The following is a 24,993-nucleotide window of genomic DNA, read 5'->3' on the forward strand; positions in this document are numbered from 1 at the left end:
CAGGCGATAGAATCGTGCCATGTCCGTCAGTGTCGAATTCCGGCCCGCCCGCCCCCACCGGGTCGTCGTGCTCGCCCTCGACGGGGTCTACCCGTTCGAGCTGGGGATGCCGAACCGGATCTTCCCCTATGTCCCGGGGGCCTACGACGTGGTGACCTGCGCGGCGACGGAGGACCGCACGGTGGCTACCAACGCCGACTTCACGATCACCGTCGGGCACGGGCCCGAGGCGCTGGAGAGCGCGGACACCGTGGTCGTGCCGCCGTACGACATGGCGCGGATCGCCGACGAGCTGCCCGAGCCCGTCGCCGCCGCGCTGGCGCGGATCCGGCCCGGCACCCGGATCGTCTCCATCTGCACGGGGGCGTTCACGCTCGCGGCGGCCGGGATGCTCGACGGGCGGCCGGCGACGACGCACTGGGCGCTGGCGCCGCGGTTCCGCCGGATGTTCCCCCAGGTGGCCCTGGATCCGGACGTGTTGTTCATCGACGACGGAGACGTGCTGACCTCGGCGGGCGCCGCCTCCGGTGTCGACGTCTGTCTGCACGTGGTGCGCTCCGACCATGGCAGCGCGGTCGCCAACAGTGTGGCCCGGCAGTGCGTCGTACCGCCGTGGCGGGACGGCGGCCAGGCGCAGTACATCGACCTGCCGGTGCCGGACGAGGGCGCCACCGGCACGGCGGCCACCCGGGCGTGGGCCCTGGAGAACCTGGAACGGCCGCTCGCCCTGCAGGAGCTGGCGGAGCATGCCCGGATGAGCCGGCGCACCTTCGCCCGCCGCTTCCAGGAGGAGACGGGGACGAGCCCGGGGCGCTGGCTGATCCAGCAGCGGGTGCACCGCGCCCGCCACCTCCTGGAGAGCAGCGAGCTCTCGGTCGACCGCATCGCGGCCGAGGTCGGCTTCGCCACCGGCACGTCACTGCGGCAGCACCTGCACGCGGCGATCGGCGTCTCCCCGCAGGCGTACCGGAACACGTTCCGCGCCACGGCGGCGAGCAAGGTCTGAACGGCAGGCCCGGACCCGCCGCCCGGCATCGGCGTGCGGGGCGTCCGCCGTCGCCGCCAGGGCGAGGGCGAGTTTGGCGCGGCCCTGGCTGAGGCGGCTGCGCACCGTGCCCACCGGGACCCCGCAGGCGACCGCGACCTGCTCGTAGGAGGCGACGGTGGGGGTGAGGTAGCGCAGGACCAGCGGTGTGCGCAGGGCAGGGGAGAGCCGGTCCAGGGCCTCCCAGAGCCAGTCGCGTGCCGCGTGCCGCTCCAGCCACTGCTCCGGACCGGCCTCCGGGGAGGGGAGGTCCACCTCGTCCACCGGCCGCACCGGAACGCGCTCGCGCAGCACGGCCCGGCTCGCGTTGCGCACGACCGTGCGCAGCCAGGCGCCGACCGCCGCCGGGTCACGGACGTCCCCGATGCGTTGCAGCGCCGTCAGCGCGGCGTCCTGGAGTACGTCCTCGACGTCGGGACCCGAGCCCAGCAGGCTCAGCGCGACCGCCCGCATCCCCGCCCGGTGCCGTTCCAGCAGGTCCGCGAGGGCGTCGGCCTCGCCGGACTGGGCCGCGCGCGTCAGCGCCGCGTCGTCGGCCCGCGCGGTACCGGCCGCCGCCGCTTCCCGGGAGGAGTTCGCCGCCACAGCTGCACCTTCTTCATGCGTTCGGTCGTCTTCGGCCGCGATCCAGCCTGGTGCAGGGCGGCGCGGCGGTCTTTCGCCCCGGCGCGCGGTCCTTTCGCCGGGACGCATCGCGCCGGGTTCGGCTGTGATGTCTCCGATCCTCACCGGAGCATGGAAATGAGCCAGAGAGCAGGCATCAGATCGCGAATGCAGGCCATATGATCCGGAGACATGGAGAAAGCGCGCCATCGGCTGGACGAGACCGACAGACGGATCGCCGCCGCGATGCTGGCCTCCCCGCGTGCCTCGTGGCGCACGGTCGGCCGGGTCCTCGGGATCTCGGAGCGGACCGTGGTCCGGCGGGCCGCGCCGCTCTACCACGACGGCACGCTGCGGGCCACGGCCGTCCGCAACCCCCTGTGCTTCCCCGACCTGATCCCGCTGGCCCTGCGCATCCGGTGCAAGCCCAACCGGATCAGCGCCATCGCCGCCACCCTGGCCCGCCGCCCCGACACGATCTGGGTGGACGTCCTCGGCGGCGGCGACGAGATCTGCACCATCCTGTTCCTGGACGGCCCGGACGCCCGCAACAACCTGCTGCTGCGCGACCTTCCGGCCACCGCGGCGGTCCGGTCCTGGACCTCGCACGCGCTGCTGCGGGTCTTCCCGGCCGGCTTCGGCTGGAGCGGCGGCCTGCTGTCGGCGGAGGAGCTGGCCGGTCTGCGCCAGGACCTGCCGGAGGCCGCCGCGCGCCCCTCGCTCACTCCCGTCGACCACCAGCTGGTCGCCGGGCTGGTCGAGGACGGGCGGGCCTCCTACACGGAGCTCGCGCACCGCGCCGGCATCAGCGCCCTGACCGTCCGCCGGCGCCTGGAGGCGCTGGCGGACGGCCTGGTCGTCAGGCTCGCGACCGAGGTCGATCTCGCCCGGCTGGGCATCCGTACCGAGGCGCTGCTGTGGATGACGGTCGCCCCCGGCCGTCTGGAGGAGACCGGCCGGCGGCTGAGCCGCCATCCACAGGTCCGTTTCGCCTCGGCCACCACCGGCTCGGCCAACCTGCTCGTGGCCGTCGCGGCGACCGACCCCGACGCGCTCTACCGCTTCCTGAGCGACACGATCGGCGCCCTGGAACACGTCTCCGCGATGGAGGTCACGCCGATCCTGAGCGGGGTCAAGCGGACCGGACTGGTGCGGCCCGGCAGCCTGTGACCGGCACGGCAGTCCGTGACCGGCCCTGGAGCCGGTGACCGGCCGGGAGCCGGTGACCGGCCGGGAGCCGGTGACCGGCCGGGAGCCGGTGACCGTCGGGCTACTTGCCGGGGCACTGCTTCCAGGCCAGGTGGTAGACGGTGCTGATGTCGCCGTCGGTGGAGTCCATGGTCATGAAGCTGACCTTGCCGGGGTTCGCGCTCCCGGCGTTCACCCGCAGCTCCGTGTTGATGTTGAAGTTGCGCTGGACCCCGCAGGGCGCCCAGACCAGCTGGGCCCAGTCGTTGGTGTCGGTGGCCTGCCAGTTGTCGTTGTAGGGGCCGCTGAAGGGGTGGCTCGCGGCGGCGGTGTTGGACGAGCCCTGGAAGTAGTACGAGGCGCGCTGGGTACCGATGGCGCCCGGCTGGAGCGAGGCGAAACCGCGGTAGTCGGCGCTGGCGATGGCGTAGGTGAAGCCGCCCGGCACATGAACGACCAGGTTGAGCTGGCAGTTGCGCCGGAAGGCGGTGGGGTCGGAGTTGCCGCCGGCCTGGGCGAGGTAGGCGCTGTAGGTGACGGTGAAGGCCTCGTTGTCCTCGGACACGGCTACGGCGGTGGTCCCTTGCGGACAGCCGGAGCCGTTCACCGTGGCGACGTTGATCACGATCTTGTCCGGCGGCGGGTCGTCGAAGACCGGCGACGACGAGGCCTTGGCCTGGGCGGGCAGCCCGGCGGTGAGCAGCGCGGCGAGCGCTCCGCCGAGCAGGAGTCCGCGTCTCCTGGATCCCATGGTTTCTCCAGTTCGGTGATCGGGTGGGGGGTTACGCCCGCGGCCCTCCGTAGTTCACCTTTGAAGAATCTGTGTGTTTCCTGTGAAGACCGGGGCGCTCGCATCGTAGGAACGCCCGCACGGACCGGTCAGGGCGAACTCCGGCCATTCACAGTCCCGGATTTCACAGCCGCCAGGGCTTCAGGGGTTCTCCCACGCCGCCGGTTCCGCCGCCAGGGCCCGGACCGGCTCCGGCAGGGCGTCCGCCGCGATGTCCGCCACCGTGACGCCTTCGAGGATCTTGCGGACGTTGGCGCGCAGGGCGATCCACAGGGGCAGCAGCGGCTGGGCGGTGCCGGTGTAGGCCAGACCCGTCGGGCGTTCCCCCCGTACCGAGACGATCGGGCCGTCCACCGCGCGGATCAGGTCCGCCACGGTGATCGCGGACGCGTCCCGCGCCAGCCGGTAGCCGCCGCCCCCGCCACGCCGGCTGTCGACGATCCCGGCGCGCCGGAGGTCACCCAGAATGCCCTCCAGGAACTTGTGCGGAATCTCCTGCGCACCGGCGATCTCCTCCGCCTTCACAGGGCCCTCCCCCTGCCGTACGGCGAGCTCCAGTACCGCCCGTACCGCGTAATCCGCTCGTGCCGAGATCCTCATGCGTCCATTGTGGGGCGTCCTCCCGTGGACAATGGCCGCACCCGCGCCCCGTAAGATCGCCCGGGAGGATCCCTTGGCGCTCAGCAGACGTACCTTCAGTGCCCTCGCCGGCTCGGCCGCGCTCGGTTTCGCCCTGGGCGGCAGCGGCGGGCCAGGAGCGCCCTCGGCGTACGCGGCGCGCAGCGTGCCGACCGGTCCGCCCCCCGCCGCGCCGCACGCCGACGGGCAGCGGCACACGATCGGCTACGACCACTACTCCCTCCTCGTCGACGGCAGGCGGCTGGTGGTCTGGTCCGGCGAGCTGCACCCCTTCCGGCTCCCGAGCCCGTCCCTGTGGCGGGACGTCCTGGAGAAGATGCGGGCACACGGCTACAACACGGTCAGCATCTACGTGGCGTGGAACTACCACTCCCCCGCACCCGGCGCGTACGACTTCACCGGCGTACGCGACCTCGACCTCTTCCTCCGCACAGCGGCCGAGACCGGGCTGTACGTCATCCTCCGCCCCGGCCCCTACATCAACGCCGAGGTCGACGCCGGCGGCTTCCCCGGCTGGCTCACCGCCACCGAGGGCGCCGCCCGCTCCACCGACCCCACCTACCTCGGCCACGTCGACGGGTGGCTGGCGGCCGTCAACCGCATCGTGCGCCGCCACCAGCACACGGACGGCGGCGGAACCGTCCTCCTCTACCAGATCGAGAACGAGTACGACGGCCACGTCACCGACCCGACCGGCCCCGCCTACATGTCCCACCTCTACAAGAAGGTGCGGGCCGACGGCATCGACATCCCCCTCTTCCACAACGACAAGGGCCGCAACGGCTACTGGATCCCCGGCTCCTTCGACACCGGCGGCGAGACCGGCAAGTGGCTGTACGGCTTCGACGGCTATCCCTCGCCCTCTCAACCCGCCCCGGACTGGGGTGACTTCGGGATCGGCGGCCTCAAGGGCGGCGCGACCGCGAGCCCGCGTACGCCCGGGTTCGTGCCGGAGTTCGGGGGCGGCTGGTTCGACCCGTGGGGCGGGGTCGAGTTCGGCGGCAAGGGGTACGCCGAGTCCCGGCGCACCCGGGACGCGGCCTACGAACGCCGCTTCTACTTCACCAACCTCGCCAACGGCCTCACCCTCCACAACGTCTACATGACGTACGGCGGCACCACCTGGGGCTGGCTGCCGGCACCGGTGGTCTACACGTCGTACGACTACGGCGCGGCCATCGACGAGGCCCGCAACGTGACGCCGAAGATCGCGCCGATGCACCAGCTCGGCCACCTCCTCCAGCGCGTCCCGGACTTCGCGAAGCTGGACCGCGCGGCCGACGTCCACGTGCCCGGACTGAAGGCGTACCACCTCACCAACCCCGACACCCAGGCGCACTTCTACGTCCTGCGCAACGACGGCGCGAGCGAGGTCACCTCCACGCTCCGCACGGCCGCGGGCGACGACGTCGAAATGACGGTCCCGGCCCAGGACGCCCGGCTCGTCACCACCGGCCTCTCCCTCGGCAAGCGGAAGCTGCGCTACTGCACCGCCCAGCCGATGTTCGTGCTCACCGCGGGACGCCAGGACATCGCCCTGTTCACCGGCCGGTACGGCGAGATGGCGCACCTCGTGCTGGAGTGCCCGACCGAGCCGTTCGTCCAGCGCCTCGACGCCGAGGCGGCCTGGGTCTACGACCAGGGCGTCCTGCACGTCACCGCTCCGCTCGGGCAGGGCGGGCTCACCCGGGTCCTGGTCCAGCGCGGCGACAGCGACACCCCGCTGCTTCTCCTCTTCGCCGACGACGCGACGTCCCTGCGGCTGTTCCCGTACGACACCCCGTCCGGCACGCTCCTCGTCTACGGTCCTGCGCTGCTGCGCCACGCCAGGCTCGACGGGTCGGCCGTCCGGCTCACCGGGGACACGGTCGGCGCGACCGGCCTGGAGGTCTGGGGCCCCCGCGGGATCGCCTCGGTCACCTGGAACGGACGGCCGGTACCGACGCGGGTGAGCCTCTCGGAGAGCCTGGTCGCCCTGTCGGACATGCCGGGGGCGCCCCGGCCGGCGCTGCCGGTCCTTGCCGACTGGCGCCGCAAGGCCGAGAACCCCGAAGCGGCGACCGGCTTCGACGACTCGGCATGGACGGTCGCCGACAGGAAGACGTCGTTCAGCACGACGGCCCTCCCGGCGGGTCAGCCGGTGCTCTTCGCCGACGACTACGGCTTCCACTACGGGGACGTCTGGTACCGGGGGCGGGTGGAGGGGGACATCGAGGACCTGGAGTCGGTCTCCCTCGCCTACAGCACGGGCACCCAGGGCATGCTGATGGCCTGGCTGGACGGGGTACCGCTGGGCTCGCACCGGATGCCGGTGCCGGACGCGAAGACGGTACGGAAGGGGAGCTGGACGGCCACGGCCGAGTTCCCCGTCGCCGGGCTGAAGAAAAAGCAGCGGAAGAAGCCGGGGCACGTGCTGTCCGTGCTGGTGCGGCGGATGCAGCACGACATGGACGGCGGGTCGCTGGACACCCACAAGGCGGCGCGCGGGCTGACCGCCGCCGCCTTCAAGGGGGCCTCGCCGGAGGTGAGTTGGCGGATCCAGGGGGCTGCGGCGCCGGATCCCGTGCGGGGGCCGCAGAACAACGGCGGGCTGTACGGGGAGCGGGAGGGGTGGCATCTGCCCGGGTTCGCGGACGATGGGTGGGAGGCGGCCGAACTTCCGCGCGCCGACAAGGGGATGGGGGTCACCTGGTACCGGACCGGGTTCCGGATGTCCGTGCCGGAGGGGGTCGATGCCTCGGTGGGGCTGGTGCTGGAGGACGACCCCGGGCGGGCGTACCGGGTGCAGATCTTCCTCAACGGGTGGAATCTGGGGCAGTACGTCAATGACGTGGGGCCGCAGCATACGTTCGTGCTGCCGAGCGGGGTGTTGCGGACCCGGGGTGACAACACGCTGGCGCTGGCTGTGCTTTCGGATGGGACGAGTGAGGTTGGGCCGGGGGTTGTGCGGCTGGAGTTGCTGGGGAGTGCGGCAGGGGGAGTGCCGGTGACTTCGGTGGTCTCCCCCGGCCGTTGACTGCGGGTTGTGTGTGGTTGCGCGCGCAGTTCCCCGCGCCCCTGAAGGGGCGCGTTGACCCCTACGTCAGTCGAATCACGTTCCAGGAAAGGGGTTCGAGGACGGCGCTCAGTGTGCCGTCGTTCAGCGACGTGCCCTCGGCCGGACGAGGGGTTACCCGCTCGGGTTCCTCCAGGGTGTTGCGGGCGTTCGCGTCCTCGTCCGACAGGACGCTGTGCTCCGCCACGGACGTCAGGCCGAGTCCGCCCAGGGCCACTTCCAGCGGCAGCGCCTCCGTCCGGCTGCGGTTCACGGCGAAGACGGTGACCGTGCCGTCCTCGGCCCTGACCGCCGTCGCATGCAGCAGGCTCGTCTCGCCGTACTTCTTCGTGTCGTACGTCGGTGAGTCCACGCGTACGTCCAGGACCTGGCCCCTGCCGTACCGGGACGCCTGGGCGAAGGGGAAGAACGTCGTCTGGCGCCAGGCCGGGCCGCCGGGCTCCGTCATGATCGGGGCGATGACGTTGACCAGCTGGGCCAGGCAGGCGACCGTGACGCGGTCGGCGTGGCGGAGCAGGGCGATGAGGAGGGAGCCGAAGACCACGGCGTCCAGGACGCTGTAGTTGTCCTCCAGGAGGCGGGGGGCCTCGGGCCAGTCCCGCGCGTCGGAGTTCTCGATCGCATGCCACTTCGAGGTGTACCAGACGTTCCACTCGTCGAAGGAGAGGTTGATCTTCTTCTGGGACTTCAGCCTGGCACCCACGTGGTCACAGGTGGCGACCACGTTCTCGATGAAGGACTCCATGTCGACGGCGGAGGCCAGGAAGGAGTCGACGTCGCCGTCCTGGGGCTCGTAGTAGGCGTGCAGGGAGATGTAGTCGACCAGGTCGTACGTCTCCGCGAGGACCGTCGCCTCCCACTCGGCGAAGGTCGGCATGGACTGGCTGGAGGAACCGCAGGCGACCAGTTCCACGGACGGGTCCATCTGGCGCATGGCGCGGGCGGTCTCGGCGGCGATGCGGCCGTATTCGCCGGCGGTCTTGTGGCCGGTCTGCCAGGGGCCGTCCATCTCGTTGCCCAGACACCAGAGCCTGATGCCGAAGGGGTCCTTGTCGCCGTGGGCGGCGCGGAGGTCCGACAGGGCGGTTCCGGAGGGCTGGTTGGCGTACTCCTGGAGTTCCAGGGCCTCCGCCACGCCCCGCGTGCCGAGGTTGATCGCCATCATGGGCTCGGCCTGCGGGCCGACCTTCTTCAGGAAGGCGATGTACTCGCTGAGTCCGAAGCGGTTGGTCTCCGTCGACCGCCAGGCGAGGTCGAGGCGGCGGGGGCGCTCCTCCACCGGGCCGACCGAGTCCTCCCACTTGTAGCCGGAGACGAAGTTGCCGCCGGGGTAGCGGAGGGTGGTGACGCCGAGTTCGCGGACGAGGTCGAGGACGTCGGTGCGGAGGCCTTCGGCGTCGGCCGTGGGGTGGGTCGGCTCGAAGATGCCGGTGTAGACGCAGCGGCCGAGGTGTTCTACGAACGAGCCGAACAGACGGGGGTTGACTTCGCCGATGGTGAAGGCGCGGTCGAGGGTGAAGCGGGCGGTGCGCAATGTTCGCCTTTCGGGGGTGGGTTGTTCTCGATCGTGGGCGAGTGCGGGTGGGTGGGGGTTGCTCGCGCAGTTCCCCGCGCCCCTAAAGGGGCGCTGGCCAACCCTCTCTTGTCCAGCTCAGGGGGTTGAGCCCCAGCTTTGGGGTGCCGTTGTCGTCTGCGTCGTAGTAGTGGTAGGCCAGCCAGGTCTTGCCGTGGGTGTGGAAGGTTGATTCGCCGCCCGGGCCCATGTAGCGGCCGTGGCTCGCCAGGAGCAGGTCGCCGCCGCCCTGCAGCATCGGGGTGCCCGTGCTGTCCGCGTACGGGCCCGTCACCGATGTCGAGCGGCCCACCCTGATCTTGTAGGTGGAGTTCACTCCGGCACAGCAGGCGTCGTACGAGGCGAAGAGGTAGTAGTAGCGGCCGTGGCGGAGGATCGAGGCGCCCTCGACGGCGTAGGGGGCGTCCGGGCGGGTGGCGAGGTGGGCGACCGTGGTGCCGGGGATCGCCTTGCCCGTGCGCGGGTTCAGCTGGACCATGCGGATGCCCGTCCAGTACGAGCCGAACGCCATCCAGAGCTTGCCGTCGGCCCGGGTGACCGCCGGGTCGATGGCGTTCCAGGAGTCGGTCGTGTCGGAGGTGAAGGCGGGGCCGTGGTCGGTCCAGGTGCCGGGGAGGCCGGTCGGGGAGGTGGCCACGCCGATCGCGGAGTGGTTGGTGCCCCAGGAGGAGACGGCGTAGTAGAGCCAGTAGCGGCCGTCGCGGTAGGAGAGGTCGGGGGCCCAGGGGTCGGCGGTGGAGTTGTAGTCGTACCACCAGCTCGGCGGTGTGGTGAACGCGTTGCCCGCGTCGGTCCAGTCGCGGAGGTTCGTGGAGAGGCGGGCGCCGATGATGCCGCCGGTGGAGTAGGCGACGTACCGGCCGTCCTTGAGGTGGTGGACGGTGGGGTCGTGGATGATCTGCTGGCCGGTCAGGGGGAGCGGGTCGGGGTAGGCGGCGTCCGCGGAGGCGGTGGCGGGGAGGAGGGCCATGGCCGCGGCCGCGAGCAGGGCGGCGAGTCTCGGGAAACGCTTCAACTCCGGCTCCTCACTGGCCGGCCAGGCCCGTGTGGGCCACGCCGCGCACGATCTGGCTCTGGAAGAAGACGAACACGATGATCAGCGGGAGGCCCGCGATCAGGCCGCCGGCCATCAGCTGCGGCCAGACGATACCGAAGGCGTTCTGCACGGTCGCGATGCCGTTCGGCATGGTCATCAGGTCGGGGTTGTTGGTCACCATGTACGGCCACAGGAAGTTGTTCCAGGAGGCGATGAAGGTGAAGATGCCCACCGCCGAGAGGGCCGGCTTGGAGAGGGGGAGGACGATCGTGAAGAAGATGCGCCAGCGGCCGGCGCCGTCGATGAAGGCGGCCTCCTCCAGCTCCTTGGGCAGGGACTGGAAGAACTTGTAGAGGATGTAGACCATCGCGGCAGGGGCGCACTGGGGGAGGATCATGCCCCAGTAGGTGTCCACCATGCCGAGCGACTGGACCGTGGTGAACAGCGGGACGCCGAGGATCGCCGGGGAGAACATCAGCCCCGCCATGGTGAGCGAGAGCAGGACGCCCTTGCCGCGGAACTCCGTGCGGGCGAAGCCGTATCCGGCGAGGGACGCGACGAGCAGCACGACGAAGGTGACGCAGACCGAGACGACGACCGAGTTGACGAACCAGTCGGGGATGTTGCCCGCGTCGAAGATGCCCTTCCAGGAGTCCCAGGTGACGTGGTCCGGGATCCAGTGCGGGGAGGCGACCGACTCGGTCGAGGTCTTGAGCGAGGTCGACAGGGCCCAGAAGAGCGGGGCGATCCAGAGGAGGGAGAGGGCGGCGGCGATCGCCGTGAGGGCGATCTGGGCCGGGGTCCAGGTGGAGCGCGGCCCGCGGACGGCGCGGGGCGTGGTGCTGGTCATCGGGTGGCCTCCTCGCGGGTGCGCAGCAGCCACATCCGGGCGAGGGCGACGGCCGCGACGATGATGAAGAGGATCATGGAGATCGCGGAGGCGTAGCCCACCCGGTAGCTGGTGAAGCCCTGTTCGATCATGTACTGCACGAAGGTCCGGGTGGAGCTCTCGGGTCCGGAGCCGAACTGGAACATGATGACGACCTGGTCGTAGACCTGCAGCGAGGCCAGGATCTGGAGCGCGACGACCAGGCCGGTGATGTTGCGCAGGTTGGGGACCGTGATGTGGATCATGCGCTGGAAGGCGTTCGCGCCGTCCAGTTCGGCCGCCTCGTAGAGGTGCTGGGGGATGTTCTGGAGGGCGGCCAGGTAGAGGAGGAAGGAGAAGCCGACGGTCCACCAGAGGGTGGCGATGACGCTCGCCAGCAGGGCCGTGGACTTCTGGGTGAGCCAGGGCGTGTCCAGGCCGAGGGTGTGGTTGACCAGGCCGTTGACCGGCTGGAAGAGCCAGTACCAGAGGTTGGCAACGACGGCCGACGGGAGCAGGAACGGGGCGAAGAAGCAGAACCGCCACAGCCACTTGAAGTGGACGGTGTGGTGGGCGATCAGCGCCATCAGGAGCGCCAGGACGACGATCAGCGGGACCACCCAGAGGGTGAACTTGACGCTGTGCCACAGGGACTGCCAGACGAGGTCGTCCTGGAGGGCCTCGCGGTAGTTGTCGAGGCCGATGAAACTGGTGTGGTCGCCGGAGATGTTGGCGTCGGTGAAGGACAGGTACAGCCCGCGGACGATGGGGACCAGCACGAAGAGGCCGTACAGGACGAAGAACGGGGTGACGAACCAGCCGCCGTGCTGGAGGCGGCGGCCCCAGCGCAGGCGCAGGGTGTCGGTGCCGGTGGCGGTGCGTGCCACGCGCGGGGCGGCGGGGACGGCCGTGGTGGACGCGGTGGAGGCGGTGGAGCTCATGCGCCGGCTCCCTTCAGCTCCTGGGCGGCGGTCCTGCCGTCCATCGGGTTCTTCGAGGCGAGCAGGGCTTCCAGGGCGCTCTTCATGGCGCGGGCGGTGGCGTCCGGCTTGGTGGAGCCGAGGTTGGAACCGGCGATGAGCGGGCCGACCCGCTTGGAGAGGGTGCCGGTGGAGCCCGCGAACCAGATGTGCGGCTCGGTGGCGAGGTGCCGCATGGCGTCCTGGGAGTACTCGCGCTGCGGCGAGAGCTTCGTGTACGCCGGGTCCTTGAAAGTCGGCAGGTAGGCGGGCACATGGCCGCCCTGGGCCCAGGTCGCCGCGTTCTTCACCAGGTAGGCGGCGAGCGCGTAGGCGCCCTCGTTCGTGGCGCCGCCGCGGCCGGTCTGGTGGGGCAGGACGAAGGAGTGGGACTCGGCGTGGGTGCCGGGGGTGCCGAAGACCGGGGGCAGGGGTGTGGCGCCGTAGTCGATCTTCGCGGGGGTGTAGACCGGGACCGACCAGTCGCCCTCCCAGACGAAGGGGGCGCCGGCCAGGAACATCGCGGCGTCGTCCGAACCCGCGATCGCGTAGCCGTCGGTGACGTGCTTGCGGAGGAACTCCAGGACCCGGGTGGCCTTGTCGGTGTCGAAGACGACGCCGGTCTGGCCGGCGTCGAAGTAGCCGCCGCCGAGCTGCTGGTAGAAGGCGACGAAGAACCACCAGGAGAAGTTCTGGTCGTTGGCGTGCATGCCGAGGGTCTGCAGACCGCCCTTGAGCTTCGCCTTGGCGGCCTTGAGCATGGCGAACCAGTCGTCCTCGGAGGCGGCGTGCGGCAGCCTGCCGTCCGCGTCGAGCAGGCCCGCCTTCCGGCAGACGTCCTTGCGGTAGAAGTTCAGCTGGACGTGGACGTCCAGGGGCAGGGCGTACAACTCGCCGCCGACGATGCCGCGTTTCCACAGGGTGGGGTTGAAGTCGGCCTCGCGGACGCCGTGTTCGGCGAGCTTGCCGATGTCCCAGGGGTCGAGCAGGCGCCCGGGTGCGAAGCCGGGGACCCGGCCCTGGTGCATGACGGCCAGGTCGGGGGCGCGGTTGCCGGCGGCCGCCATGGCGAGCTTGGTGTAGTAGGGGTCGCCCCAGGTGAGCGTGGACGCCTTGACGTCCGTGTCCGGGTGGGCCGCGTGGAAGGCGTCCACCATGGCCTGCATGTTGGCGCCGTCGCCGCCGGAGAAGAGGTTCCAGTAGCGGACGCGGGTGCGCGCGCTCGATGTCAGCGCGTCGGCGCCGGTGCCGAGGGCCGCGAAGCCGAAGCTCGCCGCCACCGCCAGCCCGCTCGCCGTGCCCAGTAGTTGCCTGCGACTGAGGCCAGGTCGTCCCATGCCATTGCCTGCCCTTGCCTTCGGGATCCGTCGTGCTCGTGATCGCGCTCGTGACCCTTGTTCGAGATATCGGCTCATGCCCGTAACTTCGAACGGGACCGTAAAATCGAAGCGCTTGCGCGTCAATGGGTCCGGCGCGACTTTCCTGCATCGAGCAGTTGTTCTCGTGTGAACTACCGCTCGAACTGGCGCCCCCGGACGCGTAGTCTCGGACGGGCCGACGCAGCGCGGTGACCGCCGTCGGGGCGGTGCGAAGGGGGAGCGATGGACTTGGCCGGCGCGCGGCACCGGTGGGCCCGGATCGCCGCGAGGCTGCGGCGCTCCCGGCCGGACACGGGGGCACGACGCCCCCGGCCGACCTCGGAGATGCGCCGGCTCGCCGCCGGCCTCACCGCCGCCGTCCGCGCCAGACCCCGGACGCCCGCCGACGTACGGGAGTTGTGCGGGGCGCTGTGCGCGGAGATGAGCCTCAGACGCGAGGGCCGGCCCGTCGAGCTGCGTTTCGAGCGGTTCCCCGACGGGATCGAGGTCACCGGACTGTGGGTGGAGTTCCAGGACTTCGACCTGGTGATCGTCGAGGAGCGGGCCGAGGCCGTCCAGCAACTGGTCATCCTGGGCCATGAGCTGTGGCACATGCACGCGCGTCACGCGCATCATCACGCGGCCGCGGCGAACGCCTTCGCCGGGCGGCCGGGCTGGGACTCCGTCGCCCTGACCGTGGCCGCCCGCAACGGCTCCCGGGAGGCCGACGAGGCCGAGGCCGACGACTTCGGGCACCGGCTCGCGGCCGCACTCCGGTCCTTCCTGCCCGGACGGGGCGGCGAGGCTCCGCCCGATCCGGTGCAGCGGTCCCTCGGCTACCGCGGGCACGGTGGAGCGGCACGGTGACGCCAACCTCGTCCGCGCTGGAACCCGCGCGGTTCCTCAGCGACTTCTACATCTCCTTCTGGATCCCCACCGCGGTGCTGACCACCGCCCTGGTGATCAAGCTGCCCACCATCATCCGACTCTGGCGCGACCCGCTGCTGCGCGCGGTCGGCGGCCTGCTGCTGCTCGCCTGCGGGGTGTTCGTGTTCTGCACCCCGTCGACGATCGCCGCCGTGAACCGGTGGACCGGCGTCCCCAACATCTCGGCGCCCTGGTGCTATTCGTTGATCACGGCGTTCTGCGGCTCCTGTCTGCTGCTGATCATCGCCTGGCGCAACGGCCTCTCCGACCGCTCGGCCGCCACCCGGCGGGCGATGCGCTGGGTGGTCGCCGTCTACTCCGGGGTGATCGCCGCCCTGTGGCTGCTCTTCGCGCTCGCCGACGCGCCCGTGGAGCGACTACAGGACCTGGACACGTACTACGCCAACACCCCGTTCATGCGCGAGGAGATCCTGCTCTACCTCGTCGCCCACTCGATCGCCTGCTTGATCACCTCATGGCTGATCTGGAACTGGGTACGCACCGAGGGCCTCGACGCCTGGCTGCGCTGGGGACTGAAACTGCTCGGCGTCGGCTACGTCCTGAACCTGATGTTCGACGCGGTCAAGCTGGTCGCGGTCGGCGCCCGTTGGTGCGGCCGCGATCTGGACTGGCTCAGCACCGACCTGGCCCCGCCCGTCGCTGCCCTGTCCGCGATCAACATCGCTGTCGGCTTCATCCTCCCGCACGCCGGCCAGTACCTGCACGACCGCTGGCGGGTCCGGCTCGCCCACCGCGAGCTGCGGCCGCTGTACCAGCTGACCCGGACCGTGCATGGCGACGGCGTCCCCTTCGTCCTCCGCGCCACGCCCGAGCTGCGGCTGACCAGGCGCGAGACCTTCATCCGGGACGTCCTTCTGCCCCTCACCCGGCACATCGACGGGGACCTCGCCCGGCGCTCCTACGACGCCGCGGTCGACCTCGGCCACCCGCCCGACCGGGCCCGGGCGCTGGCCTCCGCGGTCAGCATCCTGGACGCCGTCGACACCCGGGGCCACACCCCTGAGCCCGCCGACACGGCCGGCGGCCCGGACGCCACCCACCTCCTCAAGGAGATCGGGGCGGTGTCCCAAGTCCTGCGCCACCCCGACGAGATCGAGGCGGTCCGCATGCGTGCGGCCGTCACAGCCATCCCCGCAGAGAGCGCCGTCCATGAGTAATCGCACCGCCGTCGTCCTCGGCGGCTCCCTCGCCGGCCTGCTGGCTGCCCACGCCCTCGTGCCGTTCGCGGACCGGGTCGTGGTCGTCGAACGGGACGCACTGTCCGCCGGCCCCGAGCCGCGCAAGGGGCTCCCGCAAGCCCGGCACGTCCACCACCTGTGGTCCGGCGGGGCACGCGCCCTGGAGGGGCTGCTGCCCGGCACTGTCGAGCGGCTGCGGGCGGCGGGCGTGCGGCGGCTGCCGGTGACCACGGACATGGTGGCGCTGTCCCCGCAGGGCTGGTTCCGGCGCTGGGACGAGTCGGCGTTCGTGCTGCCGTGCAGCCGGGACCTGCTGGACTCGGTGGTACGCGAGCAGGTGCTGGCCGACGACCGGATCGAACTGCTGGCACGCACCGAGGCGGTGGCGCTGACCGGCACGCACCTCGCGGTGACAGGGGTACGGCTACGAGCGCTCGACGGCGGCGAGGAGCGGGAGCTGGCCGCCGGGCTGGTCGTCGACGCGACCGGCCGCGGCTCCCGCACGCCGGCCTGGCTGACCGAACTCGGGCTGCCCGCACCCGCGTTCCGCGAGGTCGACTCCGGTATCGCCTACGCCAGCCGGCTGTTCCGGGCCCCGGAGGAGGCCACCCGGACCAGTTTCCCCATCGTCCACCTCCAGGGCAGCCCGCAGGGCAGCCGTCCGGGCCGCGGCGGCGTCCTGATGCCGATCGAGAACGGCCGGTGGCTGGTCACCCTGTACGGCCGCCGGGACGGCGCACCGGGCGCGGACGCCGACGACTTCCTGAGGTACGCCCGGGAGGAACTGGCCCACCCCGTCATCGCTGAACTCCTCACGAACGCCCAACCGTTGACCGGAGTCACGGTGACGCGCACGACGGCCAACCGGCGCCACTTCTACGAGCGCATGCAGGCCTGGCCGGAGAACCTCGTCGTACTCGGTGACGCGGTGTGCGCGCTGAATCCGGTGTACGGGCACGGGATGTCGGTGGCAGCGCAAGGGGCGCTGGCGGTAAGAAATGTGATCCAGCGTCAGGGCTGGGCCTCACCCGGACTCGCTTCCTCGCTCCAGAAGGCGGTGAGTCGGCCGGTGCGGGCGGCGTGGGATCTGTCGACGGGGCTGGACGTGTTCTACCCAGGCGCGACGGAGGGTGGGCCGACGCTGCGGGAGCGGTTGGCGCAGGCGTACGTGGGGCGACTGATGTACACGGCGACCGGGAACGGGCGGATCGCGCGGCGGGTGACGGATGTGACGGCGCTGGAGCGGGGGGCGGAGGTGTTGATGGCGCCGAGTGTGGTGCTGGCGACGGTGATGGGGCCGCTGAAACCGGCTTTGACCGGACCTCCGTTGACCGCGGAGGAGCTGAAGGCGGCGGGGGTTCTGTAGCGCCGGCAGGCTGCCGCCGCGAGGCACGGCGGGCGAAGCGCCCCGCAAGGGGCGCGGGGAACTGCGCGACCAGCCCCCCACGCACCCGCAGACGAAGAACGACCCCCAGGCAACCGCTAGCCTTGGAACGCCGGTTGGGCCACGCCCTTCCCGGCGCCCGGGATCACCAGCAGGGAACCCGCCGTCGGATGCGGCCGCTCCAGCCCCACCCGAGCCGTGGTGACGTACAGGTCCGTCAGATCGGCGCCCCCGAACGCGCAGGCCGTCGTCAGCGATGCCGGCAGGCTGATCACACGGTCCAGCTCGCCGTCAGGCGTGTAGCGGCGTACCGCTCCCCCACCCCACAGCGCCACCCACACACAACCGTCCGCGTCGACCGTCAGACCGTCGGGGAAGCCGGCGCTCTCCTCGATCGTCACCAACGGGCGGCGGTCGACCGGGAGTCCGTCGGTGTAGTCGAAGACGTCCACCCGGCGGGTCGGCGTGTCGACGTAGTAGACGCGACGGCCGTCCGGGCTCCAGCCCGTGCCGTTGCTGACCGTGACGTCCGGCAGCAGCGTCGTCACCGTGCCGTCGGGCGACACCCGGGAGAGCGTGCCGCCCCCGGTCGTCTCGTCGTAGCGCATCGTGCCGGCCCACAGGGAGCCGTCGGGGGCGACGGCCGCGTCGTTGGCACGGCGGCCGGGGACCGGCTCCCGGTGCAGCCAGCGGAACGTGTCGTCCGGGTCGAGGAGGCCGACGCCGTCCCGGAGGTTGAGGACCAGGCCGCCGCCCGCGCGCGGCTTGACCGCGCCGACGTGCTGTTCGGTGGTGCGGATCGTGCGGTGGCCGGTGGCGGGGTCGTACGTGTGGACCCGGGAACCGAGGACGTCGATCCATATCAGGCGGCCGGTCGCCGGGTCCCACGTCGGGCCCTCGCCGAGCGTCGCCTCCGCCGCGACCGCGACCTCGTACACCGTCGTCGTCATGCCACGCTCCGGTGGCCGAGGCGCTCGGAGAGTTCGGCGGCGCCCTTGGCCGCGAGCTGCTCCAGCTCGTCCCGGCGCTCGTCGCTCCAGCGGATCATCGGGACGGAGATGGACAGCGCCGCGACGACCTGGCCGGTGCGGTCGCGGACCGGCGCGGCGACACAGGACACGTCGGGGTTGGACTCACGGCTCTCCACGGCGATGCCGCGCGCGCGGATCCCGTCGAGGGCCTCGCGCAGGGCGCCCGGCTCGGTGATGCTGTTCGGGGTCATCGCGACGAGGTCGGCGTCGTCCGGGATGCGCGCGGTCAGCTCCGGCTCCGGCAGCGAGGCCAGCAGCATCTTGCCGACCGAGGTGCAGTGGGCGGGCAGCCGGCGGCCGGCGGCGGAGACCATGCGGACCGCGTGCGTGGAGTCGACCTTGGCGATGTAGATGACGTCGGTGCCTTCGAGGATCGCCACGTGGACGGTCTCGTCGCAGGTCTCGGCGACGGACCGGGCGACCTGCTGGCCCTCGGCGGCGAGGTCGAGCTGCTCGGCGTACCGGCTGCCGAGCTGGTACGGACGGACACCGAGCCGGTAACGTCCGGGCTGTCCGGGTACGGGCACGATGTACGACCGCGCGGAGAGCGTGGTCACCAGCTCGTGCACGGTGGTCCGCGGCAACTGGAGTTTGCGCACTATGTCGGGGGCGGAGAGAGTCCCGTCCCCGTCGAGGAAGAGCTCAAGAATGTCGAGAGCCCGGGTCACGGCAGGCACGAGGCGTCCCACGTCCGGCCCCCTCCCTTGGGTCTAGGCGCCAGATATCGGTGCGGCGCGCGTCGAAGCTGCGGAGCCGTTCGAGATATCAACAGGCGATCGGCATGACGAACACAGGCTAACCATCGGGGATTCCGCGGGCAATGGCCGGGAACCAGCCGCACTCAAGCACGTGCACCACATGTGCACCACATGTGCACCATGGGTGCCATGCAACTGGACTTCCAGCTGGTGCTGCTGCGCCGCATGGCCGACCACAACCCGGACCTGGTCGAGGACGCCCGGCGCACGCTGGGCGCGTCGATCGCGGACATGCGGGAGGCCAACAAGCGCTGGCAGGCGATGGCCCGCTCGCCCCGGTCCCGCTCGGCCGCGGCCCGCTACCGCTCGGTCCTCGGCCCGCCCGAGTCGGAGACGAAGCGGACCGTGGGCGACCTGGAGTGCACGGCCTGGCAGTGGCCGCTCCCCCTCTGGCCCACCCTCCGCTTCGAGGTCATGGTCGCCCCCGGCGGCGCGGTCTGGAACGAGTGGCTGGTCCGCGCCCCCGGCGCCCCGGCACCGAGACTGGAGACCTTCGACGACCTGACCCCCTGGTCCTGCACGGTAGACGAGGCCGCCCGCGCCTTCGCCCCCGCCCGCCCCCTGGAGGGCACGGCCCCGACCCGCTGGGGGCTCGCCTTCAAGGTGCCCGACGGCCGTCAGGTGGTCGCCGAGTTCACCTGGGGGCTGCTGCAGCGCACCGCGGTCATCGACGGGCCGCGCTGAGGATCGCCGCCGCCACCCCGGCCACCGAGCCGGGGTGCAGGAACAGGAACAGGTTCGGCTCGACCAGCTCCAGCTCCATCACCTGCGGCTGCCCGTCCGCCCCGTCGACCAGGTCCACCCGGGCGTACAGCAGCTCGGGCGACTCCGGTACGGCGGCCAACGCGCGCTCCGCCACCGCGAGTTCGGCCGGGGTCGGGGTCCACCTCCGCAGCTCCGGGTGGGCGACCTTGTCCGCGTCGTACGCCGTGCCCGGCGTGAGCACGGCCCGCTTGCGGCTGGCGTGCATCAGCCGCCCGCCGAAGAACTGCAGCGCCCGCTCCCCGCTGACGTCGATGCCGGAGACGTACGGCTGGACCATCGCGGTCAGCCCCTCCTCGTGCATCCGGGCCAGGTGCCGTACGGCCGTCCCGTGCTCGGCGGGCGTGTAGCGGGCGGCGAACCGGGCACCGGCGCCGAAGGTGGGCTTGACGACGAAGTCGCGGTCGGCGGGCAGCTCGGCAGCCGGGCCGTCGGGGGCCGGGCCGCCGGGGGCCGGGTCGCCGGGGGCCAGATACCGGGTCGGCACGACCGGCACACCGGCCGCCGCGAGATCACCGAGATACCGCTTGTCGGCGTTCCACCGCACGACCTCCGCCGGATTCGCGATCCGGGTCGCCTTCCCCACCCGCTCCACCCACGGCAGGAACTCGTCGGTGCGCCAGCTGTAGTCCCAGGTGGAGCGGATGACGACCAGGTCGTGGTCGCCCCACTCCGCCTCGGGGTCGTCCCACGGGCGGGCCACGGCCTCGGCCCCGGCGTCGGCCAGCGCCCGCAGCAGTACCGGCAGGTCCCGGTCCTTGCTCGGTTCCGCGCCGGGGTCGTAGGTGGCGAGGGCTATGCGGGGCACGGCGGGGGCTCCCTTGGCTGTCGACGGCTGCGTTCCTTCGGCAGGCTAACGGGAACGCCGTTGACCTTCACCTTCGGTGAAGCCCCAGCATCGGTGGCGGACGTCGAGGAACGCGAGGTACGGGCATGGAGACGGCATGGAGTGGCTGACCATCGGGGCCTTCGCGAGGGCCTGCCGGCTGTCGCCGAAGGCGTTGCGGCTGTACGACGAGCTGGACCTGCTGAAGCCCGCCCGGGTCGACCCGGAGACCGGCTACCGGTACTACGCCGACGCGCAGCTGGAACGCGCCCGGCTGGTGGCCTGGCTGCGGCGGCTGGGCATGCCGCTGGCGCGGATCCGCGAGGTGTGCGCGCTGCCCGCCGGCCCGGCCGCCCGGGAGGTGCGGGCGTACTGGGCCCGCGTCGAGGCGGAGACCGCCGTACGGCGGGACCTGGCCGCGTTCCTCGTCGACCACCTGTCCGGAGAATCGAGAAGGGACACGACGAAGATGCTGGAATTGCGTTACGCCGCCCACTCGGACCGGGGGCATGTCCGGCCGTCCAACCAGGACACCGTGTACGCGGGGCGCCGGCTGCTGGCCGTCGCCGACGGGTGCGGGCCGGCCGGGGAGTCGGCCAGTGCCGCCGCCGTGGCCGCGCTGAAGTCCCTGGAGGACGCGGAGCTCTCCGCGGGGAACGTGCTGAATCTCCTGGAGGACGCGGTGCGTTCGGCGGGCGAGGCCGTGCGGGAGGTGGCGGAGGGAAGTACGGAGGTCGGTACGACGCTCACCGCGCTGCTGTGGACCGGGTCCCGGCTGGCCCTCGCGCACATCGGGGACTCGCGGGCGTATCTGCTGCGGGACGGGGAGCTGTTCCGGATCACGCACGACCACAGCGTGGTGCAGTCGCTGATCGACGAGGGCCGGCTGACGCCGGAAGAGGCCGAGAGCCATCCGCAGCGGATGCTGCTGGCGAAAGCCCTGCCGGGTGACACCGCCGACACCCCGGACCTGAAACTGCACGAGGCCCGGGCCGGCGACCGGTACCTGCTCTGCTCGGACGGCCTGACCAGGGCGGTCTCCGACGAACGGATCCGGGAGCTGCTGAGCGGGGGCGAGCCGGCGGACGCGGTGCGGGTGCTGGTGGAGGCGGCCAACGCGGCGGGCGGCGACGACAACGTGAGCGCGGTCGCAGCCGACGTCGTCCCGCCCACCCGCCCACCCGTCTCGGTCGGATAAGAGGCTGGGGAAAAGCCGGATCCGATCAGGGCAGAGGGCATGACGGGGAGGCGCCGGTCTCGGTCGGCTGCAAGGCCCGGTACGGGCCGGGACAAGCCCCGGGGCGGGCCGGGACAAGGCCCGGGGCGGACAGAAAGGGAGAACGCCGCATCCGGGGTCGGGCCGTCCGGGCCCCCGGCCCCCGCTCCGCTCGGTAGAAAGTCGGCCATGACACTTCACGGCACCGACGCCCACGCCGGTCTCCCCGGTCTCCCGCCCCTCGTCCGGCGTGCCCTCGATGCCGCCCGGGAGCTGTCCTTCCCGTACTCCTGCCGGCCCGAGCAGGGGCGGTTGCTCCAGGTTCTGGCCGGCGGGGCCGGCGGGGGCGGCGGGCGGATCGGGGAGACCGGGACCGGGGCGGGGGTGGGGCTCGCGTGGCTGGCATCGGGGGCCCGGGCCGGTGTGCGGATCTTCAGCGTGGAGCGGGAGCCGGAGCGGGCCCGGGCGGCCGCCGAGGTGTTCCGCGACCGGCCCGACACCACCGTGGTCCACGGGGACTGGCAGGACATCGCGGCGTACGGGCCCTTCGAGCTGCTCGTGCTCGACGGGGGCGGGCAGGGGAAGGTGCCCGGGGACCCGGCCGCCGACGTCGAGCGGCTGCTGGTCCCCGGCGGCACGGTCGTCGTCGACGACTTCACCCCCTCCGACCGGTGGCCGCCCCGGTTCGGCGGGGACGTCGACCGGGCACGGCTGCACTGGCTGGAGCATCCGGCGCTGCGGGCGGTGGAGGTGCGGCTCGCGCCCGATCTCTGCGCGGTCGTCGGGACACGGCGCCGATGAGGGCCCGGCAGTGTGATCAAGGTCGTGGTGCGGAGCGCGAGTGGGGTGCCCCCGGAGGGTGGCGGCTGGTGTAGGAAGGGGCTGTCGAGGTTCCCATCGGTGAGGAGTCGTCGCGTGTCCCTTCTGTTTCCGGCCCTGGTGGACGGTCCGGGCGAGCAAGTGGCCCTGCGGTTCGGTGCACGGTCGTTGACGTACGGGCAGCTCGCCGCCGCGGCCGGCGCCGTCGCGGGCCGGGTCGGGGACGCCGACCGGGTCGCGGTGTGGGCGACGCCGGAACTGGAGACGGCCGTCGCCGTCGTCGGCACCCTGCTCGCCGGCCGGGCCGCCGTACCGCTCAACCCCAAGTCGGGCGGGAAGGAACTCGCGCACATCCTCTCCGACAGCGCGCCGGCCGCCGTCCTGGCCGCGCCCGGTGCCGAACTCCCCGCCGCGCTCGCCGGGTTGCCGCGGATCGACGTGGACCCGCAGGCGGCGGGCCCGCTGCCCGAGGACGGCACCACGGAGTCCGACCCGGCCCTCGTCGTCTACACCTCCGGCACCACCGGCCCGCCCAAGGGCGCGGTCATCCCGCGCCGGGCGCTCGCCGCCACCCTGGACGCGCTCGCCGACGCCTGGCAGTGGACCGGGGAGGACGTCCTCGTCCACGGCCTGCCGCTCTTCCATGTGCACGGGCTCGTGCTGGGGATCCTCGGGCCGCTGCGCCGCGGCGGCTCGGTCCGGCACCTCGGGCGCTTCGACACCGACGGGGTCACCCGCGAGCTGAACGACGGCGCGACCATGCTCTTCGGCGTCCCCACCATGTACCACCGCATCGCCGAAGCCCTGCCCGCCGACCCCGAGTTGGCGAAGGCGCTCGGCCGGGCCCGGCTGCTGGTCTCCGGCTCGGCCGCGCTGCCCGTCCACGACCACGAGCGGATCGCGGCCGCGACCGGACGGCGGGTCGTCGAGCGGTACGGCATGACGGAGACCCTGATGAACACCAGCGTCCGGGCCGACGGGGAGGCGCGGGCGGGGACCGTGGGGGTACCGCTGCCCGGGGTGGAGCTGCGGCTGGTGGAGGAGGACGGGACGGCGATCGCCACGTTCGACGGGGAGACCGTCGGGGAGATCCAGGTGCGCGGCCCGAACCTGTTCACCGAGTACCTCAACCGGCCCGACGCCACCGCCGCCGCCTTCACCGCCGACGGCTGGTTCCGCACCGGTGACATGGCGGTGCGGGAGCCGGACGGCTATGTGCGGATCGTCGGGCGCAAGGCCACCGACCTGATCAAGAGCGGGGGTTACAAGATCGGGGCCGGGGAGATCGAGAACGCGCTGCTGGAGCATCCGGGGGTGCGGGAGGCCGCGGTCACCGGGGAGCCGGACGCGGACCTGGGCGAGCGGATCGTCGCCTGGATCGTCCCGGCCGACCCGCAGGCACCGCCGTCCGCCGAGGAGTTGGCGAACCACGTCGCCGCGCGGCTCGCCCCGCACAAGCGGCCCCGCGTCGTCCACTACCTGGACGCCCTCCCCCGCAACGACATGGGGAAGATCATGAAGCGGGCCCTCGGTGCCTGAGCCGACACCCGGACCGGCATCCGGACCGGCATCCGGGCCCGCACCCGAGCGGCTCTCCGCCCGGCAGGTCCTCGGCCTCGTCACCGACCCCGGTACCTTCGCCGAACTCCCGCACCCGGCACGGCAGTCGCCGCCCGACGGCCCGCTCGGCTGGCAGGGGTACGACGCCTCGCGCGCCCGCGCCGCCGAGCGCACCGGCGAGGAGGAGTCCGTCGTCGTCGGCACCGCGCAGGTCGAGGGCACGGCGGCCGTACTGATCGCGTTCGAGTTCGGCTTCCTCGGCGGCTCGCTCGGCGAGCGGACCGGGGACCGGCTGGAGGCGGCGTACGTCCATGCCCGCGCCCACCGGCTCCCGGTCGTGCCGCTGGTCGCCACCGGCGGCAGCCGGATGCAGGAGGGCATGCTCGCCCTCTCCCAACTCCAGCGGGTGGCACGCCAGTCGGCGCTCACCCGGGAGGCGGGGCTGCCGCAGATCGCGGTGCTGCGCGACCCGACGACCGGCGGCGGCTGGGCCACCCTGGGCGCCGGCGCCGATGTCGTCCTGGCCCTGCCCGGCGCCCAGGTGGGCTTCGCCGGCGCCCGGGTCCGCCCGCCGGACGCCGATCCGGCCGCGTACACGGCCGAGGCGCAGTTCGCGGCCGGGGCGGCCGACGCCCTGGTGCCCCTGGAGGATCTGAAGGCGTCGCTCGGGCTGTGGCTGCGGCTGCTGACCGCCCCCGCCCCGATACCCGCCGACCCGCCGGCCGCCCTCGGCACCACCGCGCTGCCGGCCACCGGCTGGGAGGCCGTCCGGCGCGCCCGCGCCCCGCGCCGCCCGCGCGCCGGCGCCTACCTGGACGCGTACTTCACCCGCCGGGTCGCCCTCGTCGGCGACCGGTGCGGCGGGGCGGATCCGGACGGGATGCTGTGCGGCTTCGGCGAGCGGGACGGCCGTACGGTCGCCTTCGCCGCGCAGACCGGGACGGCGACCAGGCCCGCGGGGTACCGCACCGCCGCCCGCCTGATACGGCTCGCGGACCGGCTGGGGATCCCCGTGCTGACCCTCGTGGACACCCCGGGCGCCGCGAACGACGCCGAGGCGGAACGGCAGGGCGCCGGGGCCGCGATCGCGGAGCTCTTCGGCGAGGTCGCGGCGGCCCGGACGCCGATCACCACCCTCGTCATCGGCGAGGGTGGCTCGGGCGGGGCGCTGGCGCTGGCCGCGCCCGGCAGCACCTGGGCCACCCCGGACAGCTACTTCTCCGTCATCGCACCGGAACTGGCGGCGGCGATCCTGAAGCGCTCCCCGGAGGAGACCGAGACCACCGCCGGCCAACTGCGCATCCGGCCCCAGGACCTGGTGGAGCTGGGGGTGGTCCGGGGCATCGTGGGCCCTTCCCCGGACGGACCCGCCTGAGGCCGTCCGCTCTCCGCTGCGG

The 24,993-nt window shown here is 72.4% G+C and carries 22 protein-coding genes; 11 read left to right on the forward strand and 11 right to left on the reverse strand.

The window, feature by feature from the left end; all coding sequences use genetic code 11:
- The first annotated feature begins 19 nt into the window (after nucleotides 1–19).
- Entirely contained in the window at nucleotides 20–1,006 is a 987-nt protein-coding gene (locus tag SSP29_RS17075) for a GlxA family transcriptional regulator (RefSeq protein ID WP_089101482.1), read from the forward strand.
- On the opposite strand, the gene SSP29_RS17080 is transcribed toward SSP29_RS17075, so the two are convergent.
- Nucleotides 917–1,630, reverse strand: a complete 714-nt coding sequence (locus tag SSP29_RS17080) for an RNA polymerase sigma factor (protein ID WP_245883114.1) — start codon at nucleotides 1,628–1,630, stop codon at nucleotides 917–919. The two genes, SSP29_RS17075 and SSP29_RS17080, sit on opposite strands and share 90 nt — an antisense overlap.
- 210 nt (nucleotides 1,631–1,840) lie before the next feature.
- On the opposite strand from SSP29_RS17080, the gene SSP29_RS17085 reads away from it, so the two are divergent.
- Entirely contained in the window at nucleotides 1,841–2,818 is a 978-nt protein-coding gene (locus SSP29_RS17085; RefSeq protein WP_089101484.1) for an Lrp/AsnC family transcriptional regulator, read from the forward strand.
- 100 nt (nucleotides 2,819–2,918) lie between these two features.
- Here SSP29_RS17085 and SSP29_RS17090 read toward each other — a convergent pair whose 3' ends face one another.
- Together SSP29_RS17090 and SSP29_RS17095 are read right to left on the reverse strand one after the other, a co-directional pair.
- Nucleotides 2,919–3,587, reverse strand: coding sequence for a DUF4360 domain-containing protein (locus SSP29_RS17090; RefSeq protein ID WP_089101485.1), 669 nt, complete (start codon nucleotides 3,585–3,587; stop codon nucleotides 2,919–2,921).
- Between the two features lie 180 nt (nucleotides 3,588–3,767).
- On the reverse strand, nucleotides 3,768–4,226 hold the full coding sequence (locus SSP29_RS17095) for an RrF2 family transcriptional regulator (protein ID WP_089101486.1): 459 nt from the start codon (nucleotides 4,224–4,226) through the stop codon (nucleotides 3,768–3,770).
- Between the two features lie 73 nt (nucleotides 4,227–4,299).
- On the opposite strand from SSP29_RS17095, the gene SSP29_RS17100 reads away from it, so the two are divergent.
- Nucleotides 4,300–7,281: a beta-galactosidase gene (locus SSP29_RS17100; protein WP_089101487.1), complete on the forward strand. Its 2,982-nt coding sequence runs from the start codon at nucleotides 4,300–4,302 to the stop codon at nucleotides 7,279–7,281.
- A gap of 61 nt (nucleotides 7,282–7,342) precedes the next feature.
- Here SSP29_RS17100 and arfA read toward each other — a convergent pair whose 3' ends face one another.
- From arfA to SSP29_RS17125, 5 genes are all read right to left on the reverse strand, one after another.
- Nucleotides 7,343–8,854 (reverse strand): arabinosylfuranosidase ArfA, encoded by a 1,512-nt coding sequence (gene arfA, locus SSP29_RS17105; RefSeq protein WP_089101488.1) that lies wholly within the window; start codon nucleotides 8,852–8,854, stop codon nucleotides 7,343–7,345.
- A gap of 82 nt (nucleotides 8,855–8,936) precedes the next feature.
- Nucleotides 8,937–9,863, reverse strand: a complete 927-nt coding sequence (locus SSP29_RS17110) for an arabinan endo-1,5-alpha-L-arabinosidase (protein WP_089101660.1) — start codon at nucleotides 9,861–9,863, stop codon at nucleotides 8,937–8,939.
- Between the two features lie 55 nt (nucleotides 9,864–9,918).
- On the reverse strand, nucleotides 9,919–10,779 hold the full coding sequence (locus SSP29_RS17115) for a carbohydrate ABC transporter permease (RefSeq protein ID WP_089101489.1): 861 nt from the start codon (nucleotides 10,777–10,779) through the stop codon (nucleotides 9,919–9,921).
- The gene (locus SSP29_RS17120) at nucleotides 10,776–11,738 is read right to left on the reverse strand and encodes a carbohydrate ABC transporter permease (protein ID WP_089101490.1); all 963 of its coding nucleotides are present in this window, start codon (nucleotides 11,736–11,738) and stop codon (nucleotides 10,776–10,778) included. The genes SSP29_RS17115 and SSP29_RS17120 overlap by 4 nt, the downstream gene beginning before the upstream one ends.
- Nucleotides 11,735–13,093, reverse strand: a complete 1,359-nt coding sequence (locus SSP29_RS17125; RefSeq protein ID WP_089101491.1) for an extracellular solute-binding protein — start codon at nucleotides 13,091–13,093, stop codon at nucleotides 11,735–11,737. Before SSP29_RS17125 ends, SSP29_RS17120 begins: the two co-directional genes overlap by 4 nt.
- Before the next feature lie 264 nt (nucleotides 13,094–13,357).
- Here SSP29_RS17125 and SSP29_RS55715 point away from each other — a divergent pair, with 264 nt between their 5' ends.
- From SSP29_RS55715 to SSP29_RS17140, 3 genes are read left to right on the forward strand one after another with little or no spacing between them, the layout of a single operon-like run.
- Nucleotides 13,358–13,981 (forward strand): toxin-antitoxin system, toxin component family protein, encoded by a 624-nt coding sequence (locus SSP29_RS55715; RefSeq protein ID WP_089101492.1) that lies wholly within the window; start codon nucleotides 13,358–13,360, stop codon nucleotides 13,979–13,981.
- Nucleotides 13,978–15,219 (forward strand): MAB_1171c family putative transporter, encoded by a 1,242-nt coding sequence (locus tag SSP29_RS17135; RefSeq protein WP_089101493.1) that lies wholly within the window; start codon nucleotides 13,978–13,980, stop codon nucleotides 15,217–15,219. Before SSP29_RS55715 ends, SSP29_RS17135 begins: the two co-directional genes overlap by 4 nt.
- Nucleotides 15,212–16,606: an NAD(P)/FAD-dependent oxidoreductase gene (locus SSP29_RS17140; protein WP_089101494.1), complete on the forward strand. Its 1,395-nt coding sequence runs from the start codon at nucleotides 15,212–15,214 to the stop codon at nucleotides 16,604–16,606. Before SSP29_RS17135 ends, SSP29_RS17140 begins: the two co-directional genes overlap by 8 nt.
- A gap of 116 nt (nucleotides 16,607–16,722) precedes the next feature.
- Here the strand turns inward: SSP29_RS17140 and SSP29_RS17145 are convergent, their stop codons facing one another.
- Nucleotides 16,723–17,574, reverse strand: a complete 852-nt coding sequence (locus tag SSP29_RS17145; RefSeq protein WP_089101495.1) for an SMP-30/gluconolactonase/LRE family protein — start codon at nucleotides 17,572–17,574, stop codon at nucleotides 16,723–16,725.
- On the reverse strand, nucleotides 17,571–18,344 hold the full coding sequence (locus SSP29_RS17150) for an IclR family transcriptional regulator (protein WP_089101496.1): 774 nt from the start codon (nucleotides 18,342–18,344) through the stop codon (nucleotides 17,571–17,573). Before SSP29_RS17150 ends, SSP29_RS17145 begins: the two co-directional genes overlap by 4 nt.
- 198 nt (nucleotides 18,345–18,542) lie before the next feature.
- On the opposite strand from SSP29_RS17150, the gene SSP29_RS17155 reads away from it, so the two are divergent.
- Nucleotides 18,543–19,097 (forward strand): hypothetical protein, encoded by a 555-nt coding sequence (locus SSP29_RS17155; protein WP_150134341.1) that lies wholly within the window; start codon nucleotides 18,543–18,545, stop codon nucleotides 19,095–19,097.
- On the opposite strand, the gene SSP29_RS17160 is transcribed toward SSP29_RS17155, so the two are convergent.
- Complete coding sequence (locus tag SSP29_RS17160) at nucleotides 19,078–19,983, reverse strand: ATP-grasp domain-containing protein (RefSeq protein ID WP_089101498.1); 906 nt, start codon at nucleotides 19,981–19,983, stop codon at nucleotides 19,078–19,080. The two genes, SSP29_RS17155 and SSP29_RS17160, sit on opposite strands and share 20 nt — an antisense overlap.
- Before the next feature lie 136 nt (nucleotides 19,984–20,119).
- Here SSP29_RS17160 and SSP29_RS17165 point away from each other — a divergent pair, with 136 nt between their 5' ends.
- The 4 genes from SSP29_RS17165 to SSP29_RS17180 all read left to right on the forward strand — a co-directional run bounded on the left by SSP29_RS17165 (nucleotide 20,120) and on the right by SSP29_RS17180 (nucleotide 24,971).
- Nucleotides 20,120–21,199 (forward strand): MerR family transcriptional regulator, encoded by a 1,080-nt coding sequence (locus tag SSP29_RS17165; protein ID WP_089101499.1) that lies wholly within the window; start codon nucleotides 20,120–20,122, stop codon nucleotides 21,197–21,199.
- A 207-nt stretch (nucleotides 21,200–21,406) separates the two neighbouring features.
- On the forward strand, nucleotides 21,407–22,018 hold the full coding sequence (locus tag SSP29_RS17170; RefSeq protein ID WP_089101500.1) for a class I SAM-dependent methyltransferase: 612 nt from the start codon (nucleotides 21,407–21,409) through the stop codon (nucleotides 22,016–22,018).
- Nucleotides 22,019–22,132: 114 nt separating this feature from the next.
- Nucleotides 22,133–23,575: an acyl-CoA synthetase gene (locus SSP29_RS17175; RefSeq protein WP_089101501.1), complete on the forward strand. Its 1,443-nt coding sequence runs from the start codon at nucleotides 22,133–22,135 to the stop codon at nucleotides 23,573–23,575.
- Nucleotides 23,568–24,971, forward strand: a complete 1,404-nt coding sequence (locus tag SSP29_RS17180) for a carboxyl transferase domain-containing protein (protein WP_089101502.1) — start codon at nucleotides 23,568–23,570, stop codon at nucleotides 24,969–24,971. The genes SSP29_RS17175 and SSP29_RS17180 overlap by 8 nt, the downstream gene beginning before the upstream one ends.
- The last annotated feature ends 22 nt before the right edge of the window (nucleotides 24,972–24,993 follow it).

It is taken from the genome of Streptomyces hyaluromycini, assembly GCF_002217755.1.
Taxonomy (GTDB): domain Bacteria; phylum Actinomycetota; class Actinomycetes; order Streptomycetales; family Streptomycetaceae; genus Streptomyces; species Streptomyces hyaluromycini.

What these genes read in the sequence shown, in the direction of transcription:
- SSP29_RS17115 (WP_089101489.1), bottom strand. Translation starts at nt 10,779, where the DNA reads ATGACCAGCACCACGCCCCGCGCCGTCCGCGGGCCGCGCTCCACCTGG.
- SSP29_RS17155 (WP_150134341.1), top strand. Translation starts at nt 18,543, where the DNA reads ATGCAACTGGACTTCCAGCTGGTGCTGCTGCGCCGCATGGCCGACCAC.
- SSP29_RS17140 (WP_089101494.1), top strand. Translation starts at nt 15,212, where the DNA reads ATGAGTAATCGCACCGCCGTCGTCCTCGGCGGCTCCCTCGCCGGCCTG.
- SSP29_RS17170 (WP_089101500.1), top strand. Translation starts at nt 21,407, where the DNA reads ATGACACTTCACGGCACCGACGCCCACGCCGGTCTCCCCGGTCTCCCG.
- SSP29_RS17110 (WP_089101660.1), bottom strand. Translation starts at nt 9,863, where the DNA reads ATGGCCCTCCTCCCCGCCACCGCCTCCGCGGACGCCGCCTACCCCGAC.
- SSP29_RS17095 (WP_089101486.1), bottom strand. Translation starts at nt 4,226, where the DNA reads ATGAGGATCTCGGCACGAGCGGATTACGCGGTACGGGCGGTACTGGAG.
- SSP29_RS17120 (WP_089101490.1), bottom strand. Translation starts at nt 11,738, where the DNA reads ATGAGCTCCACCGCCTCCACCGCGTCCACCACGGCCGTCCCCGCCGCC.
- SSP29_RS55715 (WP_089101492.1), top strand. Translation starts at nt 13,358, where the DNA reads ATGGACTTGGCCGGCGCGCGGCACCGGTGGGCCCGGATCGCCGCGAGG.
- SSP29_RS17165 (WP_089101499.1), top strand. Translation starts at nt 20,120, where the DNA reads ATGGAGTGGCTGACCATCGGGGCCTTCGCGAGGGCCTGCCGGCTGTCG.
- SSP29_RS17145 (WP_089101495.1), bottom strand. Translation starts at nt 17,574, where the DNA reads ATGACGACGACGGTGTACGAGGTCGCGGTCGCGGCGGAGGCGACGCTC.
- SSP29_RS17125 (WP_089101491.1), bottom strand. Translation starts at nt 13,093, where the DNA reads ATGGGACGACCTGGCCTCAGTCGCAGGCAACTACTGGGCACGGCGAGC.
- SSP29_RS17085 (WP_089101484.1), top strand. Translation starts at nt 1,841, where the DNA reads ATGGAGAAAGCGCGCCATCGGCTGGACGAGACCGACAGACGGATCGCC.
- SSP29_RS17090 (WP_089101485.1), bottom strand. Translation starts at nt 3,587, where the DNA reads ATGGGATCCAGGAGACGCGGACTCCTGCTCGGCGGAGCGCTCGCCGCG.
- SSP29_RS17075 (WP_089101482.1), top strand. Translation starts at nt 20, where the DNA reads ATGTCCGTCAGTGTCGAATTCCGGCCCGCCCGCCCCCACCGGGTCGTC.